Source organism: Pseudofrankia sp. EUN1h (genome assembly GCF_001854645.1).
Lineage (GTDB): Bacteria > Actinomycetota > Actinomycetes > Frankiales > Frankiaceae > Pseudofrankia > Pseudofrankia saprophytica.
Map to the genome: position 1 here is coordinate 90,630 of NZ_MBLN01000072.1, position 21,106 is coordinate 111,735.

At 71.5% G+C, this 21,106-nt stretch carries 12 protein-coding genes; 10 read left to right on the forward strand and 2 right to left on the reverse strand.

The window, feature by feature from the left end:
* Window positions 1-36 precede the first annotated feature (36 nt).
* The 10 genes from BCD49_RS28115 to BCD49_RS28160 all read left to right on the forward strand — a co-directional run bounded on the left by BCD49_RS28115 (window position 37) and on the right by BCD49_RS28160 (window position 18,939).
* Window positions 37-2,508 (forward strand): beta-glucosidase family protein, encoded by a 2,472-nt coding sequence (locus BCD49_RS28115; RefSeq protein ID WP_071042088.1) that lies wholly within the window; start codon window positions 37-39, stop codon window positions 2,506-2,508.
* A 57-nt stretch (window positions 2,509-2,565) separates the two neighbouring features.
* Complete coding sequence (locus BCD49_RS28120) at window positions 2,566-4,785, forward strand: ATP-binding protein (RefSeq protein ID WP_007513266.1); 2,220 nt, start codon at window positions 2,566-2,568, stop codon at window positions 4,783-4,785.
* Window positions 4,786-4,791: 6 nt separating this feature from the next.
* Window positions 4,792-7,659, forward strand: a complete 2,868-nt coding sequence (locus tag BCD49_RS28125; protein WP_071042089.1) for an ABC transporter permease subunit — start codon at window positions 4,792-4,794, stop codon at window positions 7,657-7,659.
* A gap of 87 nt (window positions 7,660-7,746) precedes the next feature.
* A complete protein-coding gene (locus BCD49_RS28130) occupies window positions 7,747-9,069 on the forward strand; it encodes an ABC transporter substrate-binding protein (RefSeq protein ID WP_007513263.1) in 1,323 nt (440 codons plus the stop codon).
* A 107-nt stretch (window positions 9,070-9,176) separates the two neighbouring features.
* Window positions 9,177-10,289, forward strand: a complete 1,113-nt coding sequence (locus BCD49_RS28135) for a Gfo/Idh/MocA family protein (protein WP_007513261.1) — start codon at window positions 9,177-9,179, stop codon at window positions 10,287-10,289.
* Window positions 10,286-12,673, forward strand: a complete 2,388-nt coding sequence (locus BCD49_RS28140; protein ID WP_071042090.1) for a glycoside hydrolase family 3 N-terminal domain-containing protein — start codon at window positions 10,286-10,288, stop codon at window positions 12,671-12,673. Before BCD49_RS28135 ends, BCD49_RS28140 begins: the two co-directional genes overlap by 4 nt.
* A gap of 136 nt (window positions 12,674-12,809) precedes the next feature.
* Window positions 12,810-15,326: a glycoside hydrolase family 78 protein gene (locus BCD49_RS28145; protein ID WP_007513257.1), complete on the forward strand. Its 2,517-nt coding sequence runs from the start codon at window positions 12,810-12,812 to the stop codon at window positions 15,324-15,326.
* 109 nt (window positions 15,327-15,435) lie between these two features.
* On the forward strand, window positions 15,436-16,389 hold the full coding sequence (locus BCD49_RS28150) for an alpha/beta hydrolase (protein WP_071042091.1): 954 nt from the start codon (window positions 15,436-15,438) through the stop codon (window positions 16,387-16,389).
* Between the two features lie 49 nt (window positions 16,390-16,438).
* Window positions 16,439-17,668 (forward strand): glycoside hydrolase family 1 protein, encoded by a 1,230-nt coding sequence (locus tag BCD49_RS28155; protein WP_007513254.1) that lies wholly within the window; start codon window positions 16,439-16,441, stop codon window positions 17,666-17,668.
* Between the two features lie 53 nt (window positions 17,669-17,721).
* On the forward strand, window positions 17,722-18,939 hold the full coding sequence (locus BCD49_RS28160; RefSeq protein WP_007513252.1) for an ABC transporter substrate-binding protein: 1,218 nt from the start codon (window positions 17,722-17,724) through the stop codon (window positions 18,937-18,939).
* 96 nt (window positions 18,940-19,035) lie between these two features.
* On the opposite strand, the gene BCD49_RS28165 is transcribed toward BCD49_RS28160, so the two are convergent.
* Both BCD49_RS28165 and BCD49_RS28170 read right to left on the reverse strand, forming a co-directional pair.
* A complete protein-coding gene (locus BCD49_RS28165) occupies window positions 19,036-19,719 on the reverse strand; it encodes a response regulator transcription factor (protein WP_007513249.1) in 684 nt (227 codons plus the stop codon).
* On the reverse strand, window positions 19,716-21,101 hold the full coding sequence (locus tag BCD49_RS28170) for a sensor histidine kinase (RefSeq protein ID WP_007513247.1): 1,386 nt from the start codon (window positions 21,099-21,101) through the stop codon (window positions 19,716-19,718). The genes BCD49_RS28165 and BCD49_RS28170 overlap by 4 nt, the downstream gene beginning before the upstream one ends.
* Window positions 21,102-21,106: the final 5 nt, after the last annotated feature.

Consider the following 21,106-nt stretch of genomic DNA (forward strand, 5'->3'; position numbering starts at 1 on the left):
TCCGGACGGCCAGCCGAACCTGGCAAGGAGTCATGGATGAGCCTGGGTGCCGCCGCGAGTCCTGAGAATCGGGCGACCGAGCTCCTGCGGGCGATGACCGTCGAGGAGAAGGCGCAGCAGGTCACCGCGACGATGCCGACCGGGCTTCTCGGCGTCGACGGCTTGCGCCAGGACGAGGCGGAGCGCGCCCTCGGGCTGGGGATCGGGCACGTCGCGGCACTCGGGATGCTGGGCCACAAGACGCCCGACCGGGTGGCGAAGGCCGTCAACGAGATCCAGCGGTTCCTGGTCGCCCGCACCCGGCTCGGCATCCCGGCGATCTTCCATGTGGAGGCGCTGAACGGGGTGGTGTCGCCCGGGTTCACGTCGTTCCCGACGGCGATCGGCCTGGCCGCGACCTGGGATCCGGCCGGGGTCGAGGAGATGGCGGGCGTCCTGCGCAGGCAGGTCCGGGCGATCGGCCACCCCTTCGTCCTGTCGCCCGTGATGGACGTGGCCCGCGACGGCCGCTGGGGGCGGGTGCACGAGACCTACGGCGAGGACCCGTACCTGGTCTCGGCGATGGGCGTCGCGTTCACTCGCGGCCTGCAGGGCACCGACCTGCGCGAGGGCGCCATCGCCACCGGCAAGCACTTCCTGGGCTACGGCCTCACCGAGGCCGGCCAGAACATGGCCCGGACCGCCGTCGGGCCGCGCGAGCTGTACGAGGTGTACGCCCGCCCGTTCGAGGCCGCCATCAAGCTGGCCGGGCTGGCGTCGGTGATGAACTCCTACAGCACCGTCGACGGCGTCCCGGCGGGCGCGAGCCGCGACATCCTCACCGACCTGCTGCGCGACCGCCTCGGGTTCACCGGGACCGTCGTGTCCGACTACGACACCATCGGCCACCTGCACCGTCGGCTGCGGGTCGCCCGCGACTCCGAGGAGGCCGGCCGGCTGGYGCTGGCCGCCGGCCTGGACGTCGAGCTGCCGATTCCCGACGGCTACGGCCCCGTCCTCGCCCAGGCGGTGCGTCGCGGCGCGGTCCCGGTGGAGCAGCTGGACCAGGCGTGCTGGCGGGTGCTGCGGGACAAGTTCGCCCTTGGCCTGTTCGACACGCCCTACGTCCCCGAGGACCCGGTCGTCATCAACGCGACGGCTCGCGACGGCGTCGAGCTCTCCCGCCGTCTCGCCCAGCGGTCCGTCACCCTCCTCAAGAACGACGGCCTGCTTCCGCTGTCCCGCGGCCTTCGGCGGGTCGCGGTCGTCGGCCCGCACGCGGACGGCGTCGCGGTCGCCTTCCCGGCGTACACCTATCCGGGCGCGCTGCAACTGCTCGCCTCCCGGTTCCGGGGAGAACGGGTCAACATTCCCGGCACCGAGCAGATGGCTGGAACGATCTCGGACGACACCGTCCGAATGATGATCGAGGAGCTTTCGGGCCCGCTGGGGACGTCGGTCGACGACTACCTGCGCGAGATGTACGGCGCACGGTCCCTGGCCGAGGCCGTCCGCGCCGCCGCCCCTGGCGCCGAGGTGACGGTGACCGCCGGGTGCGGCGTCCAGGACGGGGAACCGGCCGACATCCCGGCGGCGGTGGCGGCGGCCCGGGACGCCGACGTGGTGATCCTCGCCCTCGGCGGGCGGGGAGGCTGGTTCACGCCGGGCATCACCGAAGGCGAGGGCAGCGACACCGCGAACCTCGACCTGCCGGCGAACCAGGTCGCGCTCGTCCAGGCGGTCGCCGCCACCGGCACCCCGTGCGTCGGCGTCATCCTCACCGGCCGGCCGATGGCGCTGACCCACGTGGTCGACGACCTGCCTGCGCTGCTGTACGGCTACTACGGCGGCCAGCACGCCGCGACGGCCCTGGCCGGGGCCCTGTTCGGAGACATCAGCCCCGGCGGGAAGCTCCCCATCTCGATTCCCCGCCATTCCGGGCAGGCGCCGGTCTACTCCGGCCAGCCGACCGGCACCGGCTACCGGCGCACCGACCAGGACATGCACCAGGGCTACCTGGATCTGCCGTCGACCCCGCTGTTCGCGTTCGGCCACGGCCTGAGCTACACCACGTTCGACTACACCGACCTCGCGATCAGCCCCTCGGATGTCGAGGCCGCCGTCGATGTCGACGCGGCGGTGACCGTCCGCCTGACCGTGCGGAACTCCGGTGAACGCGCCGGTGACGAGGTCGTGCAGCTTTACTTCGCCGACCAGGCGACCGGTGTCACCCGGCCCGCCCAGGAGCTGGTCGGCTTCACCCGGATCAGCCTCGCCCCTGGCGCGGCGGCGACCGTGGAGTTCGCCGTGGCGATGAGCCAGCTCGGCTACGTCGGTCTCGACGGACGTTTCCTCCTGGAGCCCGGGCCGGTCCAGGTCCTCGTGGGCGGCTCGTCCGACGACATCCGGCTGCGCGGCGCCTTCGAGGTCGTGGGCGACGTGGCCGTCCTCGAAGGCCGGCGCTCCTACCTGTCCAGCACGACCGTCCGCGACGCGTCTCCCGCCTCGCTGACAACGCCCGGGAAGTAGGCCAGTGGTGTCCGACATCTTCGAGTTCCGGCCAGCGCCCCCCGATCGGGCGCGGTCGTGAGCGCCCCCACCGATGCCGCCCCCGGCGCCGCCTCCTCGGTCGCCGGGCTGGCCGCGGGCCTGATCGACGCGGAGGCGGACCGCCAGGAGCAGCAGGCACAGGCACGGCGTGAGGTCCTGTTCGCGGACGAGTTACTCCCAGGTGTTGGCGGTGAGGCGCTGTCGCTGCGTCAGGGGCTGGCCGCGGGCGGTTCGCTGACGTTCCTGGTCCTGGTGCTGCTGAACGCGCTGGACGAGCTGGAGTCGGCGGCGCTGTCGGTGCTGGCGCCGGACATCCGGGACGCGTTCGGGCTGTCCGACGGCGCGATCGTTTTCATCTCGGCCGCGGCTGGCGCGTTCCTGGTGCTGGGCGCGCTGCCGATGGGCTGGATGGCGGACCACTTCCGGCGTAGCCGGGTGATCGGCTGGGCCGGTGTTGTTTTCTCGGTGATGGTGCTCGCCTCCGGCCTGGCGGCGAACGCGTTCCTTTTCTTCCTGGCCCGGTTCGGGGTCGGGGTGGCGAAGTCGAGCAACAACACGGTGCACGGCTCGCTGATCGCGGATGCCTATCCGATCGGGGTGCGGGGCCGGCTGTCGGCGTCGGTGTACGGCGCGGCGCGGGCCGCCGGTGCGCTCAGCCCGCTGCTGGTCGCGGGGATCGCGACGTTGGCGGGCGGGGATGACGGCTGGCGCTGGCCGTTCTTCATCCTCGGGCTGCCGGCCCTGCTGGTCGCGGTCGTGGCGTTCCGGCTGCCGGAGCCGCCGCGCGGCCAGCACGAGATGAAATCGGTGCTCGGCGAGGTGGTCGAGGACGGCGAGGCGATGCCGATCTCGATCGAGGCCGCGTTCGCCCGGCTGATGCGGATCCGCACCGTGAAGACGTCGATCATTGCGTTCTCCGCGCTCGGCTTCAGCCTGTTCACCACGACCGTCCTGGCGAATCTCTGGGCGGATGACCACTACGGGATGTCGACGTTCCAGCGGGGCCTGATGGGCTCCCTCGGCGGCGCCGCCCTGGTCGTCGCCCTGCCGGTCGTCGCTCCGCGCTATGACCGGCTCTATCACCGCGACCCCGAGCGTGCGGTGAAGCTGCTCGGGCTGTGCGTGCTGCCGGGCGCGGTGCTGCTGCCGATCCAATGGTTCATGCCGGGCTGGGTCGGGTTCATGCTGCTGAGCATTCCCGGCGCGGTGTTCGCCTCGGTGGCGTTCGCGATGGTCGGCCCGGTGGTGCAGTCGGTGGTGCCCTACCGGCTGCGCGGTCTGGGGATCGCGCTGGCCGCCGTCTACATGTTCTTCGTCGGTGCCACCGGTGGTGCCCTGCTGTCGGGTCTGATCAGCAATGCCTATGACCCTCGGGTCGCGGTGCTGGTGGTCGGTATTCCGGCGACGCTGGTCGGCGGGCTGATGATGATCCGCGGGGCGTCGTTCGTGAAGAACGACCTGTCGCTGGTGGTCGCGGACCTGCGCGAGGAACTCGCCGAGCGCGACCGGCAGCGGGCCGACCCGGAGAACGTCCCGGTGCTGCAGGTCAACGGCGTCGACTTCTCCTACGGGCACGTGCAGGTGCTGTTCGACGTCGGGTTCGAGGTCCGCCGTGGCGAGACGCTGGCGCTGCTGGGCACGAACGGCGCCGGCAAGTCGACGATCCTGAAGGTCATCTGCGGGCTCGGCACGCCGTCGCGGGGCGTGGTGCGGCTGAACGGCCGGACGATCACCTATGTCGCGCCGGAGCAGCGGGGGAAGTACGGCGTGCACCTGTTGCCGGGTGGCAAGGGTGTGTTCCCGGACATGACGATCCGGGAGAACCTGGAGATGGCGGCCTTCCGGATCCGCCGTGACCGGACCGATCGCGACCGCCGGTTCGCCTACGTCCTGGACCTTTTCCCGGATCTTGCCGGCCGGCAGTCGCAGCTCGCCGGCTCGTTGTCCGGTGGGCAGCAGCAGATGCTCGCGCTCGCGATGGTGCTGCTGCACGACCCCGAGGTGCTGCTGATCGACGAGCTGTCGCTCGGGCTGGCGCCGGCGGTGGTGCAGGACCTGCTGGTGATCCTGGAGCGGCTCAAGGCGGACGGGCTGACGATCGTCGTCGTCGAGCAGTCGCTGAACATCGCCCTCGCCGTCGCCGATCGGGCGGTGTTCCTGGAGAAGGGGCAGGTCCGGTTCACCGGGCCGGCCCGTGAGCTCGCCGAACGCGACGACCTGGCCCGTGCGGTGTTCCTCGGCCGGGAAGGTGGCTGACCCGCCATGCAGATGCCCACTACCCAGCTGCTGTTCGACGGCGGTGTCGGCGGCCTGGTCATCGGCCTGCTCGCGATCGGCATCGTGCTGGTCCACCGCTCGACGCGGGTCATCAACTTCGCGGTCGCGAACATGGGTCTCGTCGGCTCCGTGCTGTTCGCGCTGCTCGTGGTGCGGTGGAACGTGCCGTACTGGATCGCCCTGGTCATCGCGCTCGTCGTCGGGACGCTGTTCGGCGCCCTGGTCGACCTCGCCGTGGTGCGTCGGCTGTTCCGGGCGCCGCGGGTGATCCTGCTGGTGGCGACGATTGGTGTCGCGCAGCTGGCGCTCACCATCGTCACGGGCCTTCCGGACCTGGAGGACTTCGCGAAGGAGTCGTATCCGGTGCCGTGGGGCGGGTCGTGGTCGCCGGTCGACGGCCTGCGGATCACGGGCGCGCAGCTGAGCGCGCTGGTCACGGTTCCGCTCGTCGCGCTCCTGCTCGGCCTGTTCCTGAGCCGTACGGTGCTCGGCCGCACGGTACGAGCGTCGGCGAGCAATCCCGAGCTGGCGAGGCTACAAGGCATCAGCCCGAAGATCGTCTCTACCGCGATGTGGGCGCTGGCCGGCCTGATCGGAACGCTCTGCCTGATCCTGATCTCGGCGCAGAACAAGTCCCTCACGCAGATCACCACCCTCGGCCCGACCACCCTGATGCGGGCGCTAGCCGCGGCGGTGATCGCCCGGATGACGTCGATGCGCGTCGCGCTGCTCGCTGGCGTCGTGCTGGGGCTGTTGCAGTCGTTCATCCAGTTCAACTGGCTGGCCCAGCCGGGCCTGACCGACCTCGTCATCTTCCTGCTGGTCCTGGCGGCGGTGTTCCTCGTCAGCCGCGGCCGTGACACCGAGACCTCGTCGTTCTCGTTCGCCCCGAAGGCCGCCCCGATCCCCGAACGGCTGCGCGACCTGTGGTGGGTCCGCCAACTCGAACGCGCCCCGCTCCTCCTTCTGGGCGTGCTGGCGGTCGTGCTGCCGTTGCTGGTGCCGCAGGCGTCGCGGCAGCTGCTCTACACGGTGATCCTCGGCTACGCGATCTGCGCCGCCTCGGTCACCATCCTCACCGGCTGGGCCGGTCAGCTCTCGCTCGGCCAGATGGCGTTCGCCGGGCTCGGGGCGCTGACCGCCGCGGCGCTGAACCGCGGGCTGGAGTTCTCGGCCGGGGGCAGCACCGTGGCGCTGAGCGCGCTGCCGTTCCCGGCCGCGGTGGCGCTGGCCAGTGTGTTCACAGGTGTGATCGCCGCCATTGTCGGGGCGGGGGCGCTACGCGTACGGGGGTTGCTGCTCGCGGTCAGCACCTTCGCGTTCGGGATCGCCGCCGAGCAGTACCTCTACCGTCGCGAGATCTTCCAGGACTCCGGCGCCCACACGGCCTCGTTCACCCGCGACACCGCCTTCGGCATCGACATCACCAGCCAGCGCGCCTACTACTACCTCGTCCTGGTCGTGCTCGCCGTCGTGCTGGCCGTCGTCGCGCGGCTGCGCCGCTCCGGGATCGGGCGCACCACCATCGGGGTCCGCGACAACGCGACGACCGCCGCGGCCTACACGGTGGGCGCGACCCGGGTGAAGCTGCAGGCGTTCGCGCTCGGCGGCGGGATCGCCGGCCTCGGGGGAAGCCTGCTCGCCGGCGCGGTCCAGAACGTGCCGTACTCCGACAGGTACTTCCTGTCCGCCGACTCGCTCGCCCTGGTCTCCATCGTCGTCATCGGCGGCCTCGGCTCGATCTACGGCCCGGTGCTCGGCGCGCTCTGGGTCATCGGCCTGCCGGCGATCTTCCCCGGCAACGACCTCGTCCCGTTGCTCACCTCCAGCCTCGGCCTGCTCATCCTGCTGCTCTACTTCCCCGGCGGCCTCGTCCAGATCGGCTACGCCGCCCGCGACGCCCTGCTACGCCTCGCCGACCGGCGGCTCGGCCCCGCGCCGGCGGCCAAGCCCGAGGTCGCCMCCGCCAGGGCGCTCACCCGCACCGTCCCCCGCGAGCCGCTCCCGGCGGACCAGCCAATGYTGCGGACCAACGACGTGCGGGTCCGTTTCGGCGGTCTRACCGCGGTCGACGGCGTCTCGATCCAGGTCGCGCCCGGCGAGATCGTGGGCCTGATCGGCACCAACGGCGCCGGCAAGTCCACCCTGATGAACGCCATCGGCGGCTTTGCCCCCGCCACCGGCACCGTCGAGCTCCTGGGCCGCGACGTCACTGCCGACGGCCCCACCACCCGGGCCCGGGCCGGGCTTGGACGCACCTTCCAGGCCGCGACCCTCTTCCCCGAGCTCACCGTCCGCCAGACCGTGCAGATCGCCCTGGAAGCGCGTGGCCGCACCGGGCTGCTGTCCACCGCCCTGCACCTGCCGCACACGTTCACCCGCGAACGCGCCCAGCGCTCGGCGGCTGACGATCTGATCGGTTTCCTCGGCCTCGGCCGCTACGCCGACGCGTTCATCGCCGACCTGTCCACCGGCACCCGCCGCATCGTCGAGCTCGCCGGGCTGCTCGCCCTCGACGCCCGCCTGCTCTGCCTCGACGAGCCGACCGCCGGCGTCGCCCAACGAGAAACGGAGGCCTTCGGCCCCCTCATCCAGGAGATCCGCCGCGAGCTCGACGCGGCCATGCTCGTCATCGAGCACGACATGCCACTGATCATGGGCATCAGCGACCGCGTCTACTGCCTCGAAACCGGGCGCGTCATCGCCGAGGGCACCCCTGGGACCGTTCGCGACGACCCGAAGGTCATCGCCAGCTACCTCGGCACCGACGAACGCGCGATCAGCCGCAGCGGCAGCACGCCGAGCTCCGCGGAAGACGCCGCCGTCGCCACCAGCACCACCGCACCCGCCTAGCGCGACGCACGTAACCCGGTGCCCCGCTCGGGCGCTGGCGTACCTACAGCTGTCCATTAACCGTGTCACGTTCTGGAGATCTGTCACATGAATTCACATCGACGCGCGGGTAGATACAGTGCATTACTGCTTGCGGGAACCCTGGCGCTTGCCGTGACGGCATGCAGTGTCAAGTCGAAGGACGATGGCAAGCCGGCCGGTAACGCGTCCAGCTCGGCTGCCGCGTTTCCCGTCCCGCCGGCGCCGGCGACCTCGCGAGGTGTCACGGCGGACAGCATCAAGATTGGTTTCGTCTATCCGGACCTGTCCAAGGTGAAGCAGTTCGTCGACGTCGACCACGGTGACTACGAGGCCGTGTTCCAGGCTCTGGTCGACAAGGTCAACAAGGACGGTGGCATCGACGGCCGGAAGATCGTTCCGGTGTATGGCGCGGTCGACGTGATCTCGCAGACGGGCGCGCAGGAGACCTGCGTGAAACTGACCGAGGACGAGAAGGTCTTCGCGGTGATCGGCAGCCTCAACGCGAACGACGTGAACTGCTACGTGCAGACCCACAAGACGCTGGTCCTCGGCGGGGACCTCACCGCCGAGCGCTACGCCAAGGCCCAGGCACCGTGGTTCTCCGACCAGCGCGGTGGTGACGAGCTCGGCCAGGGCCTGCAGCTGTACATCGACAAGGGTGAACTGACCGGCAAGAAGCTCGCGGTGGTCGCATACCGGGACGACCAGCCGACCCTGGACAAGGTCGTCCTGCCCGCACTCAAGGCCAAGAACATCCCCGTCACCGAGACCGGTGTCCTCGATGCCGACCTCACCGACGCGGCGGCGGTGTCGTCGCAGCTGAACGTGTTCATTCAGAAGTTCCAGTCGTCGGGTGTGGACACGGTGCTGCTGGTCGGTGGTTCGCAGTCCAACTTCCCGGCTGAGCTCCAGAAGACCAGTTACCGACCTCATCTGCTGTTCGCGAGCAACAACACCGCCGGCGCCTACGTCTTCGGCGCCAAGAGTGGCGATCTGAGCGTGCTCACCAATGCGCTGTCGCTCGGGCAGGCGGCGAACTTCACCGACCCGGCGGTCAACACCTGCCTGCCGACGATCGAGGCCGCGATGCCGGAGCTCAAGGGTAAGATCATCGACCCGGCGCTCGTGGCTCCCAAGCAGCCCGCCTGGGGCACGTCCGAAGGCGTCGCCTGCCGCTACCTGGCCCTGTTCCAGGCCATCGCCACGAAGGCGGGCAAGGACCTCACCTACAAGTCCTTCCAGGACGCGGGCTTCGCCCTGGGCTCCTTCCACGTCCCGACGCTGGTCGATGGCGCGACCTACGGCCGCGACACGCCGAGCGGGGACATCCCACCGCGGATCTTCGCGTGGGACCCGGCGAAGAAGGGCTTCTTCGTCACCACCGGCTGACGGCTGACCTGTCCGCGCACCCTGCTGCTGCCCGGCCGGACCGGCCGGGCAGCAGCGGGTCACCAGACCACGCCGGGGTCATCGGCCTCGGCATCGAGGGAGGTCTCATGTCGTTCCGGTGGGGAATCGCGGGTACCGGCGCCATCGCGCGCGGGTTCGCCGACGCGCTCGGCCGGCTGCCCGACGCCGAGCTCGTCGCCGTCGGCTCCCGTCGCCAGCAGACGGCCGACGACTTCGGCGAACGGTTCGGCGTGCCCCGCGCACGCCGCTACGGCTCGTATGAGGAGCTGGCCGCCGACGACGGCGTCGACATCGTCTACGTGGCGACCCCGGCCTCGCACCACCACCGCCACACGCTCCTGTTCCTGCGTGCGGGGCGGGCGGTGCTGTGCGAGAAGCCGTTCGCCCTCGACGCCGCGCAGGCGGCCGAGATGGTCGCGACGGCCCGCGCGGAGGGCCGGTTCCTGATGGAGGCGATGTGGAGCCGTTTCCTGCCCGCCTACGTCAAGATCCGGGAGCTGGTCGCGGCAGGCGCCCTCGGGACCGTRCTGGCGGTCGACGGAGACTTCGGCTTCCGGCCGCCGGCGACGCCGGGTGACCGGCTTTTCGACCCCGCGCAGGGCGGCGGCGCGCTGCTCGACCTCGGCGTCTACCCGGTCGCCCTGGCCAGCATGCTGCTCGGCGAGCCGGACCAGGTGAGCGCGTTCGGACAGCTCGGCGAGACCGGCGTCGACGAGCACGTCGCCATCCTGATGGGCTACCGGACCGGCGCGGTGGCGCTCGCGAAGGCGTCCCTGCGCGCGGGTCTGGGCTGTACCGGCCGGATCTCCGGCACCACCGGCAGCATCGAGCTGCCCGCCTTCATGCACTGCCCGGACGAGATCCTCGTCCGCGGCCCGGCCGGCGCCGAACGCCTGCACCTGCCCGCCGCCCTCGACGCCCCGGACACCAGCGACGCGGGCGCGGACGCGGCGCCGAACCGGGCCGGCGGCGGACTGCACCACCAGGCCAGGCACGTCCACGAGCGGCTTCAGGCGGGGCACCTGGACAGCGACGTCATGCCGCTGGCGGAGTCCGTGTCGGTGATGCGGACGCTCGACGCGGTACGTCACCAGATCGGCCTGCGCTACCCGGGCGCCGACCTCGCGGCCTCGCGAGCGGGCGGCGAGGCTCCACCCGCGGTGGGCGACCTTCGAGAGGAACAGGGAACGCGGCGATGACCACCAGCACGCTGACGCCAGACAAGGTCCCGGACCTCGTTTCCCAGCTCACGGTGGAGCAGAAGGTCGCCCAGCTCACGGGGTTCGCCGTCACCGACCTCATCGCGCGACGGCCTGAACCGGGCGCGCTGAGCCCCGAGCTCGACGTCAGCCGGTTGCCAGCGCTACGGCCGCACGGCGTCGGGCAGCTCTCCCTGGCCTGGTTCCTCGGCCACGACCTGGAAAGCCTGCGGTCCGACCTCGAACAGGTCCAGGYCGCCATCCGGGAGATCGCGCCGTTCGGCATCGGCGCGCTCGTGCACTTCGAGGGCATCAACGGCTTCCTGCACGCGTCCGGATCGCAGTTTCCGACCTCGTGGGCGCAGGCGGCCACCTGGGAGCCGTCGCTGGTGACCCGGGCGGCCACCGTGACCGCCGCGCACATGCGCGCGACCGGGGGCCACCTGCTGTTCTCCCCGGTCATGGATCTCGCCCGCGACCCTCGGTGGGGCCGGGTCCACGAGACCTACGGCGAGGACCCGGAACTCGTCGCGCGGTTCTCGGTCGCGTTCGTCCGCGGCGTCCAGGGCGCCGACGGCGAGTCGGGTGTGCTTGCCACCGGAAAGCACTTCGTGGGTTATGGCGCCTCCGAAGGAGGGCTCAACCAGGCCGTCACCCAGCTGGGGCGCCGCGCGATCGTGGACGAGTACGCGGAACCGTTCCGCCGCGCGATCGCCGAAGCCGGCCTCGCGGGCATCATGAACTCCTACAACGAGATCGACGGCGTTCCATGCGTCGCGGACCGGTGGCTGCTCACCGAGCTGCTGCGCGACCAGCTCGGCTTCACCGGCCTCGTCGTCAGCGACTACGACTCCGTGACCCTGCAGACCCGGTTCTTCCACACCGCGGACTCGCCGGCCCGGGCGGCTGTCCAGGCGGTCAGCGCCGGCCTCGACGTCGAACTTCCCGGCGACGCGAACTACTCCTTCCTGGTCGAGGAGGTCCGCGGCGGCCGGCTCGACGAACAGGTCATCGACACCGCCGTCACCCGCGTTCTCGCCGCCAAGGCCCGCGCCGGGCTCATCCCCGGCATGACGACGCCAGGTTCCGCCGCCGCCTACGTGCCCGCGGCGCCGGATCGCGGCGAGGCGGCGGCGGTACGCCGCGCCGTCGCCGAGCGCGGCATGGTGCTGCTCGACAACGACGGGACGCTGCCGCTCGCGCTCCGCGGCGGCCGGGTCGTCGTGGTCGGTCCCGCGGCCGACGAGCTGCGGATCCACTTCGGCGCCTACACGTCGGTCTCCCAGGCCGAGATGCCGCTGGGAATGCGTGCGGTGATGACCGGGCAGATCCCCGGGGTCGATCCGGCGACGTTCGTGTTCACCGACATCTTCCAGACCCGGATGCCGGGTATGGAGAAGGTTTTCGAAGGGGAGGCGCGGCGGATTCATCGGGACGCGCCCACAGTGCTCGCCGCGCTCAGGCGGATCGACCCTTCCGTCGAACACGTCCCGCTTGGCGGGTTCGAGGCGGACCCCGAGCGTCCGTTGGATGCCTCCACCGTCGAGCAAGCGGTGAGCGCCGCCGACGTCGTCGTCGCGGTGGTAGGCGAGCGGACCGGCTGGGTCGGCGACAACACCGCCGGTGAGGGCCAGTCGACCGCCGAACCCGCCCTGCCAGGCGACCAGGCCGAACTCGTCACCCTGCTGGCGGCGACGGGGAAGCCGCTGGTGACCGTCGTCGTCTCCGGGCGGCCGCTGCTGCTCGACGCGGTGGCGCGGGCGTCGAACGCGGTGCTGCTGGCGCCGCTGCTCGGGGAGGAGGCCGGCCACGCGATCGCGGACGCGGTCTTCGGCGTGCTCAACCCGAGCGGCAAGCTGCCCAGCACGTTCCCCCGCCACCTGGGCCAGCTGCCGATCTACCACGGCCACCACTACGGCAGCGGCTACGACCACCCCACCGGCACCCGCCACGGCTACAACGACCTGACCGACCCCAGCCCGCTCTACGCCTTCGGCCACGGCCTGTCCTACAGCACCTTCGACGTCACCCTCGACGACTCCGCCGGGCCGGCGGTCGAGGAGACCGGCGGGCTCGTTCACGCCCGGCTCGTCGTGACGAACACGGGCACCGTCGACGGCGAGACGGTCGTGCAGCTCTACGCCCGCGACGAGGCGGCCACCGTCGTCCGCCCGGTCCGCCAACTGATCGGTTTCGCGCGCCTCGCGCTGCCCGCGGGCGAAACGACGACGGTCACTCTCGAAGCCCCGGTCGAGCGGCTCTTCTACACCGGCCTCGACGGCACCCGCGGCATCGAGGCCGGCGACGTCACCGTGCTGGCCGGGTTCAGCAGCGACGACATCCGCTGCGCCAGCACGATCACCCTCCCCGCGTCCACCGCCTGACCTCGCCGGCGAACCGCCACGTACGCCTGCCCTGGTCCCCGACGGGCAGGCACCGCGCCCTGACGAGCAACCGGGTCGCCTACCGCCGCCGTCGCCCGCTGTCCCATCGCCCTCCTGTCCCAAGGATCGAGGTCCCGTGTCCCGCCCATGGAATGGCAGCTTCATCGCCGCACCGGCTCGTCCAACCGGGCAGGCGCCGGCCCCTGCCCCGGCGCCGTACCTGCGGCGGGAGTTCACGGTCGGCCCGGGCCTGCGGTCGGCCACCCTGCACGTCACGGCGTTGGGGCTGATCGAGGCTCACCTGAACGGAGCCCGCGTCGGCGACGAGGTGCTCGCGCCCGGGTGGACCTCATATCAGCACCGGCTGGTCGTGAGCAGCCATGACGTCACCAGCCTGCTGATGGAGGGCACGAACGCGCTCGGCGCCATCCTTGGCGAGGGCTGGGCGGTGGGCCGGCTGACATGGGAGGAAGGCCGACGGGGCGTGTGGGCCGATCGCCCGGCCGGGTTCCTGCGGCTCGACCTCGACTACGGCGACCGGGCCGAGACCGTCGGCGGTGACGACGGCTGGCGGGCCGGCACCGGCGCGATCCTCGCCGACAGCATCTACGACGGCGAGACCTACGACGCCCGGCGCCACCCGGACGGCTGGAGCGAACCCGGCTTCGACGACTCCGCGTGGTCGGCGGTCGACGTCGTCGAGCACGACCTCGACACCCTGATCGCCCCGGAGGCGCCACCGATCCGGCGGATCGAGGAACTGCCGCCGGACGCGATCCTGACCACCCCGGCGGGGCGGACCGTCGTCGACTTCGGCCAGAACCTCTCCGGCTGGGTCCGCCTCACCGTCCAGGGCGAGCCCGGCACCACGATCACCCTGCGGCACGCCGAGACGCTGATCGACGGCGAGATCGACTTCCGCACCAACCGCACCGCGCTCGCCACCGACCGGTACACGTCGCGCGGCGACGTCGGCGGGGAGACGTGGGAGCCGCGGTTCACGTTCCACGGTTTCCGCTACGTCGAGGTCGACGGCTGGCCTGGGGAGCTGGACGCCGACGCGCTGCGGGCGGTGGTCGTGCACAGCGACCTGCGCCGGACCGGCTGGTTCGAGACGTCGAACGAGCTGGTCAACCAGCTGCACCGCAACGTCGTCTGGTCCATGCGCGGCAACGTCGTCGGGGTGCCGACGGACTGCCCGCAGCGCGACGAGCGCCTCGGCTGGACCGGCGACCTCAACGCCTTCGGCTCCACCGCCGTCTTCCTCTACGACGTCAGCGGCCTGCTGGGCTCATGGCTGGCCGACCTCGCGGCCGAGCAGCGGGCGAAGGGCTACGTCCCGGTCGTCGTTCCGGACGCGCTGTCCATGCCGATCACCACGCCCACCGCGCTGTGGGGCGACGCCGCGGTGAGCGTGCCCTGGGCGCTCTACCAGGAGTACGGCGACCCGGAGATCCTCGCCCGCCAGTACGACTCCATGACCGCCTTCATCGACAGCGTCGAGAGCAAGCTCGACGAGCGCGGCCTGTGGAACTCGGGTTTCCAGTTCGGCGACTGGCTCGACCCGGACGCGCCGCCCACCAACCCGGCCGGCGGCAAGACGGACGCCTACCTCGTCGCCTGCGCCTACCTGTGCAGGACGACCAGCGAGCTCGCCCACGCGGCCGACGCTCTGGGCCGCGCGCAGGACGCGGCCCGCTACTCGAAGCTGCACCAGCGCGTCCGCGCGGCGTTCCGCGACGAATGGGTCACCCCCGCCGGCCTGGTCGCGAACGACACCGTCACCGCCTACGCCCTGGCCATCTGCTTCGACATCCTGCGCCCCGCCCAGGTCGAGCGGGCCGGACGCCGGCTCGCCGAGCTCGTCGCCAAGGCCGAGCATCGCATCAGTACGGGCTTCGCCGGCACGCCGCTCGTCGCGCACGCCCTGAGCCGCACCGGCCACCTCGACACGGCCTACAAGCTGCTGCTCCAGACCGAATGTCCCTCGTTCCTCTACCCGGTCACCCAGGGCGCGACGACGATCTGGGAACGGTGGGACGCGATCACCCCGGACGGCGCCCTGCACGACACCGGCATGACCTCGCTGAACCACTACGCCCTCGGCGCCATCGCCGACTGGCTGCACCGCGTCGTCGGTGGCCTGCAACCCGCCGAGCCCGGCTACCGCCGGATCCGGATCGCCCCACAGCCAGGCGGCGACCTCTCGTACGCGGCCGTCACTCACGACACCCCGCACGGACGGGTCCGCGCCGCCTGGCGGCACGATCCCACCGGCCGCATGACCGTGGACGTCACCGTCCCCACCGGCACCACCGCCGACGTGGTCCTCCCGCGCCATCCGGACGGGCTGGCCGTCCACGTCGACGCGGGCGAGCACCACTGGGAGTACGACCTCCCGACGCCCGTCCGGCCCGCCTACACCCTCGACACCCCGCTGAAGGTCCTCTTCCACGACCAGGCGACCTGGACCGCGCTGCACTCCGTGCTCCGCCAGCACCTGCCGCAGTTCGGCGACGCCGACACCGGCACTGAGCCATCACTGCCAGACCTGCGCACCCTGCTGGGCTATTTCCCCGAACAGGCGCCGGCCATGGAACGCGACCTGTCCGCCGTCCTCGCGGCCCTCACATCCACACCCGTCGGCTCGTGACACATCGCTGGAGGCACCGTGACCACTGAGGCAGGCGGTGAGCGACGCCGAGCGTCCTTCGCCGACTTCGTCCGAACCCGTCGGCTCGTGACACATCGCTGGAGGCACCGTGACCACTGAGGCAGGCGGTGAGCGACGCCGAGCGTCCTTCGCCGACTTCGTCCGATTCCTGGAGACGGCGGACCCCGAGCTGATCGCGACGCGGATGCCGCAGGGCCCGGACACCGCCGCCCTCACGGCCCACTACCCCGAACTGGCCCGGGTCGAAGTACGGGAGGTGAATGTCGACGGTGCCGGAKGGATGCCGGCGCGGCTCTACCGCGAGGCGGGCCGGGCGACCGGCTCCGCGCTGGTCTGGGCGCACGGCGGCGGCTTCGTCACCGGGGACCTGGCCATGCCGGAGGCGAACTGGGTCGGCCTGACCCTGGCGTCACGGGGCATCCCGGTGCTGTCGGTCGAGTACCGCAAGTGTCTCGGCGGCATTCACTTCCCGACGCCGTCCGATGACCTCCTCGACGCCTGGCTGTGGGCGGTCAAGAACGCCGGTGAACTTCAGGCGGAGCCGACGGGGATCCACCTGGGCGGGGCCAGCGCGGGCGGGAACCTGGCCGCGGGGGTGACCAAGCGGCTTCGCGACGGTGCCGGACCGTTGCCGGCCTCCCTGCTGCTCCTCTACAGCGTTCTGCACCCGCGGCTGCCGGAGCCGAGCGCCGATCTGCGCGCCAAGACCGAAGCGCTGACCGGTGAGTTCCTCACCGCCGACATGGCCCCCGAGATCAGCCTGAACTTCACCGGCACCGAGGCGGCCCTGACGGACCCCTATGCGTTTCCCGCGGGCGGCGACGTCGCCGGGCAACCGCCGGTCTATGTGCTCAACTCCGACGCGGACTCCCTGCGCTCCTCGGGTGAGGCCTACGCCGCGCAGCTCGCGACGGCCAGCGTCCCGGTCCGGGTCGAGTTCGAGCCTGGCTCCCGCCACGGGCATCTCAACGAGCCGTTCACGGCGGCCGGCGAACGCAGCCTGGACCGGATGACGGCCTGGCTCACCGCCGCGCGGGCCTGACACACAGATCAATACCGTTTTCCCCGCTACTCCGGGAGGTCCACCGATCATGAGCCAGTTCCCCGACGGCTTTCTCTGGGGTGCCGCGACCGCCGCCCATCAGGTCGAGGGCGGCAACGTCAACGCCGACCTGTGGGCCAGTGAATGGGCGCCCGGATCGCATTTCGCCGAGCCGTCCGGCGACGCCTGCGACCACTACCACCGCTATCCCGAGGACATTGGCCTGCTCGCCGGGCTCGGGCTGAACGCCTACCGGTTCGGGGTCGAATGGTCGCGGATCGAGCCCGAGGAGGGCTTCTTCTCCCGGGCCGCGCTCGACCACTACCGCCGCATGGTCGGCACCTGCCTCGAACACGGCGTCACCCCCGTCGTCACCTACAACCACTTCACGACGCCCCGCTGGTTCGCCGCGGCCGGCGGCTGGAACGGCACCGGCGCCGTCGACCGGTTCGCCCGGTACGCCGCCCGGGTCACCGAACACATCGGCGACCTGGTGCCCTGGATCTGCACCTTCAACGAGCCGAACGTGATCTCGTTGATGGTCCACCTCGGCCTGGCCCCGGCCGCCGCCCGCGAGGACGGCCTCGGCTTGGCGGCTGCCGCCGACGACCAGCCAGCCCCGTCGGGTCAGTCGGGATCGGGCGGGAGCTGGCCGGTCCCCTCCGTCGAGGTGATGGCCGCCGCGCACCGCAAGGCCGTCGAGGCGATCAGGTCCGGGCCCGGAAACCCCGCCGTCGGCTGGACCCTCGCCCTCATCGACCTGCAGCCCGCCGAAGGCGGCGAGCAGCGCTGGGCCGCCACCCGCCAGGCGGCCGAGCTCGACTGGCTCGACGTCTCCCGCGACGACGACTTCGTCGGCGTCCAGACCTACACCCGGGAACGCGTCGGACCGGACGGCGTCCTGCCGGTGCCCGACGGCGTCCCGACGACGCAGACCGGCTGGGAGGTCTACCCCCAGGCACTGGGGCACACGGTCCGGCTCGCGGCCGAGCACGCCCGGGTGCCGATCCTGGTCACCGAGAACGGCATGGCCACCGCCGACGACGACGCCCGCACCGCCTACACCGCGGCCGCCCTCGAGGGACTGGCCGGCTGCGTCGCCGACGGCGTCGAGGTGCGCGGCTACCTCCACTGGTCGCTACTCGACAACTTCGAATGGACGTCCGGCTTCGCGATGACGTTCGGACTGATCGCCGTCGACCGGACCACCTTCGCCCGCACCGTCAAACCGACCGCGCGATGGCTCGGCGAGGTCGCCCGTGCCAACAAGCTCCCCTGACGGAAGTGGGGAGCCGGGTGGCTACTTTCGGCCGGGAGAGCGTCGGGATTTGCATGCGCTTACGCAGGCCTCGGGCACCTTTAGGAATGGCGAGCGCGGTCCTCGTTGTCGTCGCCGTAACCGGCTGCTCCTCGTCGAGCGCGGGGAACGGAGCGGCCGCGGCCTGCGACTCGCCCGGAGTCACCAAAAGCCAGGTGACGCTTGGGTTCGTCTATCCAGGCTCGGGGGTGTCCAGTTCGGCGCTGTCCTCGGCTCGGGCCGGTCTTGACGCCAGGATCGGTCTCGCGAACGAGGAAGGCGGCGTGCACGGCCGGCGGATCGCCTATGAGTGGCGAGACGACGAGGGCTCGGGGCCGGTCGCCGAGACCGCGACCGAGGAACTCGTCGACCAGGAGAAGGTCTTCGGCCTCGTGACGGCCAGCGCCACCCTCGGCGACTCGATGGACCGCCTGACCCAGGAGGACGTGCCGGTCACCGGCGTCGCCGTCGAACCGTCCTGGGCTGGGCGCGAGAACATGTTCTCCTTTGTCTACTCGGCTTCCCCCGTCGTCGTCGGCCGTTACATCCGGGCCGCTCGCGGCACCCGGGTCGCCATCGTCACCGGGGACCAGTCGGAGGTGACCTCCGGCATCACGGGGGAGTACCTCCAGGGCCTGAAGACCGCGGGGATCAGCACAGTCAAGGCGTTCACCTACGTGGCCGGCAGCGGCAGCCCCGACCAGGTGGCCAGCAAGATCGAGGACTTCGGTGCCGACGCCCTGCTGGGCATCACCGCCCCGGACGACTTCGCCAAGATCATGCAGGCGACTCGCGCGGCGGGCGTGAACCCCGTGGTCAGCGTGGTGCTCACCGGCTACGACCGCGGGCTGCTGTCATCCATCGGTCCGGCGCTCGCCGGCGTGTCGATGCCGGTCTTCTTCCGGCCGTTCGAAGCCGGCGGACCGGCGATTCAACGCTACAAGGACGCGATGACCCGCTACGCCCCGGAGTCCACGAACACCGACCAGCAGTTCGCCATGTTCACCTACATCAACACCGATCTGTTCCTACGTGGCCTCGACCTGGCGGGACCCTGCCCCACCCGTGACGACTTCATCAAGGCACTGCGCGGCGTCTCCAGCTACGACGCGGACGGCCTCATCGCGCCAGCCGACCTGCACGACTATTCGGGTAAGCCGTTGTCCTGCTACGCCTTCGTCCAGGTGAATCCCAGCGGCACCGCGTTCGCGACGGCTCGAGAGCGTGTCTGCGCCGACGGCAGCACCTCCTGACCCTGTCCGTCCGGGCAAGGGCCGTGGGACATGCCAAGGCCGGCCGACGATCGGCTGACGTGGAAGAGCCGCCGTGCGTCGCCCGGGGCCGGTTCACTACTGCGCCCACGCACCGGGGGTCATGAGGCCGTGTTCGTAGGCGAACACCACGAGCTGGGCGCGGTCGCGGGCGTGCACCTTGGTCATGGCTCGGTTGACGTGGGTCTTGGCGGTGGCGGGGCTGATGTGTAGCTGGTCGGCGATCTCGTCGTTGGACAGGCCACGCGCCGCCAGGATGGTGATCTCGCGTTCGCGGGCCGTGAGCTCGTTCATGGCCGGGAGCGCGGCGTCGAGGTGGGCGGTGGGGCTGGCCAGGAACCGTTTGACCAGGGCCGTGGTGGCGGTGGGTGACAGCAGGGACTCGCCCGTGGCGACGGTCCGGATGGCGTCCAGGAGAGCGGCCGGTGCGACGCCCTTGCCGAGGTAGCCGCTGGCGCCCGCGCGCAGGGCGGCCAGCACGAGCTCGTCGGTCTCGAAGGTGGTCAGGACCAGGATGTGCACGCCGGCGAGGGACGCGTCGGACGTGATCTGGGCGGTGGCCGCGACGCCGTCGAGCTCGGGCATCCGGATGTCCATGAGGACGACGTCGGGCATCGTCTCTCGCACCACCGTGACGGCCTCGACGCCGGTGCCGGCCTCGCCGACCACTTCCATTCCGGGCGCGGCGTCGAGCAGCAGCCTGAAGGTGGCGCGCAGCAGCTCCTGGTCGTCGGCGAGCACGATCCTGACGGGGGCTGTCACGGCGCGGGCCTCTCTGTCTCGGTCGGGTCGGTGCCCACGCGGTCGGCGCCCACGGCGGGGACGATCTGGTGGTCGGTGGTGCGCTGTGCTCTGGTGCTCAGTGTGGCGGTGACGAGGTAGCCCCCGTCGCCGGTCGGGCCGGCGCCGAATGTTCCGCCCGCGGCGCGGGCGCGTTCACGCAGGCCGATCAGCCCGTGACCGGTGCCGACCGGGTGCTGCTGGCCTGGCCGGACCGAGCGGCTGTTGTGGATCTCGAGCCTCAGCTGGCCAGGCGCCCAGCGCATGGTGACGGAGACGGGCGCGCCGGGAGCGTGCTTGGTGGCGTTGGTCAGCGCCTCCTGGACGATCCGGTAGGCGGCCAGGTCGCTCTGGTGGCTGAGCGCGGCCGCCTGGCCGTGGACGTCGAGCGTGACGTGGGCGCCCGCGTCGCGGAACCGGCCCAGCAGGCCGCCGAGCTGCTTCAGGCCGGCCACGGGTGCCAGCGAGGGGGAGCCGAACGACTGGTCGTCGGTGGCCGGCAGAGGGTGGCCTGCCGGTTGCCGTTTCCCGGTGTGCTCGGCATCGTCGGGGTCGCGGCGCAACAGGACGAGGGCGGCCCGCAGGTCGTCGATGGCCGCCGAGGTGTGCTGGGTGATCCCGCGCAGAGCCTGGCGCGCGGTCAGGGGGTCGGTGTCGAGCAGGTAGTCGGCGACGGCGGCCTGCGCGTCGACGAGGGCCAGGTTGTGGGCGAGGGTGTCGTGCAGCTCGCGGGCGATGCGCAGCCGTTCGTCGAGCACCGCCTGCCGGGACTGTTCCCTGGCCTCGCGGGCCCGCCGGGTCCGCGCGTCGTGCCGGGCGCGTATCCCGACACCGACGCCGGCGGCGATGACGACGAGCTGGACCATGACGAGGTCCGTGCCCGCCAGGGAGAGCGGCTGGAAGAGCAGCGCGGCGGCCAGGAGTATGGACGCGGCGGCGGCGCCGGCGATCCACCCGTCCCGTTGGCGGCGGCGGGCCGCGACGGTGTAGACGGCGATCATCGTGGCGAGCGGGACAGGCTGGTAGGCGCCGACGGTGCTTCCGGGCAGGCCGGCGTCGAGGTCGTGCATGACCGCGAGGTGGCAGGCCTCGACGACCACGACGGCGGCGAGAACGAGCTCGGGCCAGTAGGTCCGCACCAGGAGCGGCAGCCACGAGGCGACGGTGAGGAGTAGAAGCTCCGTGCTGGGGAACGTCGCGGTACCGGAGCGGACGACGACCACGATCGTCATCGTCACCAGCATGGCGACGGTGACGACGATGTCCCACCGGGTGGGACGCCTGCTCTCGCTGAGCAGGCGTCGCCAGCCGGTGGCTCCGGTGGCGCCGGCGGTTCCTCCGGCGACGGATCGGTTGATCGTCACGGCTC

What these genes read in the sequence shown, in the direction of transcription:
- BCD49_RS28130 (WP_007513263.1), top strand. Translation starts at nt 7,747, where the DNA reads ATGAATTCACATCGACGCGCGGGTAGATACAGTGCATTACTGCTTGCG.
- BCD49_RS28155 (WP_007513254.1), top strand. Translation starts at nt 16,439, where the DNA reads ATGAGCCAGTTCCCCGACGGCTTTCTCTGGGGTGCCGCGACCGCCGCC.
- BCD49_RS28160 (WP_007513252.1), top strand. Translation starts at nt 17,722, where the DNA reads ATGCGCTTACGCAGGCCTCGGGCACCTTTAGGAATGGCGAGCGCGGTC.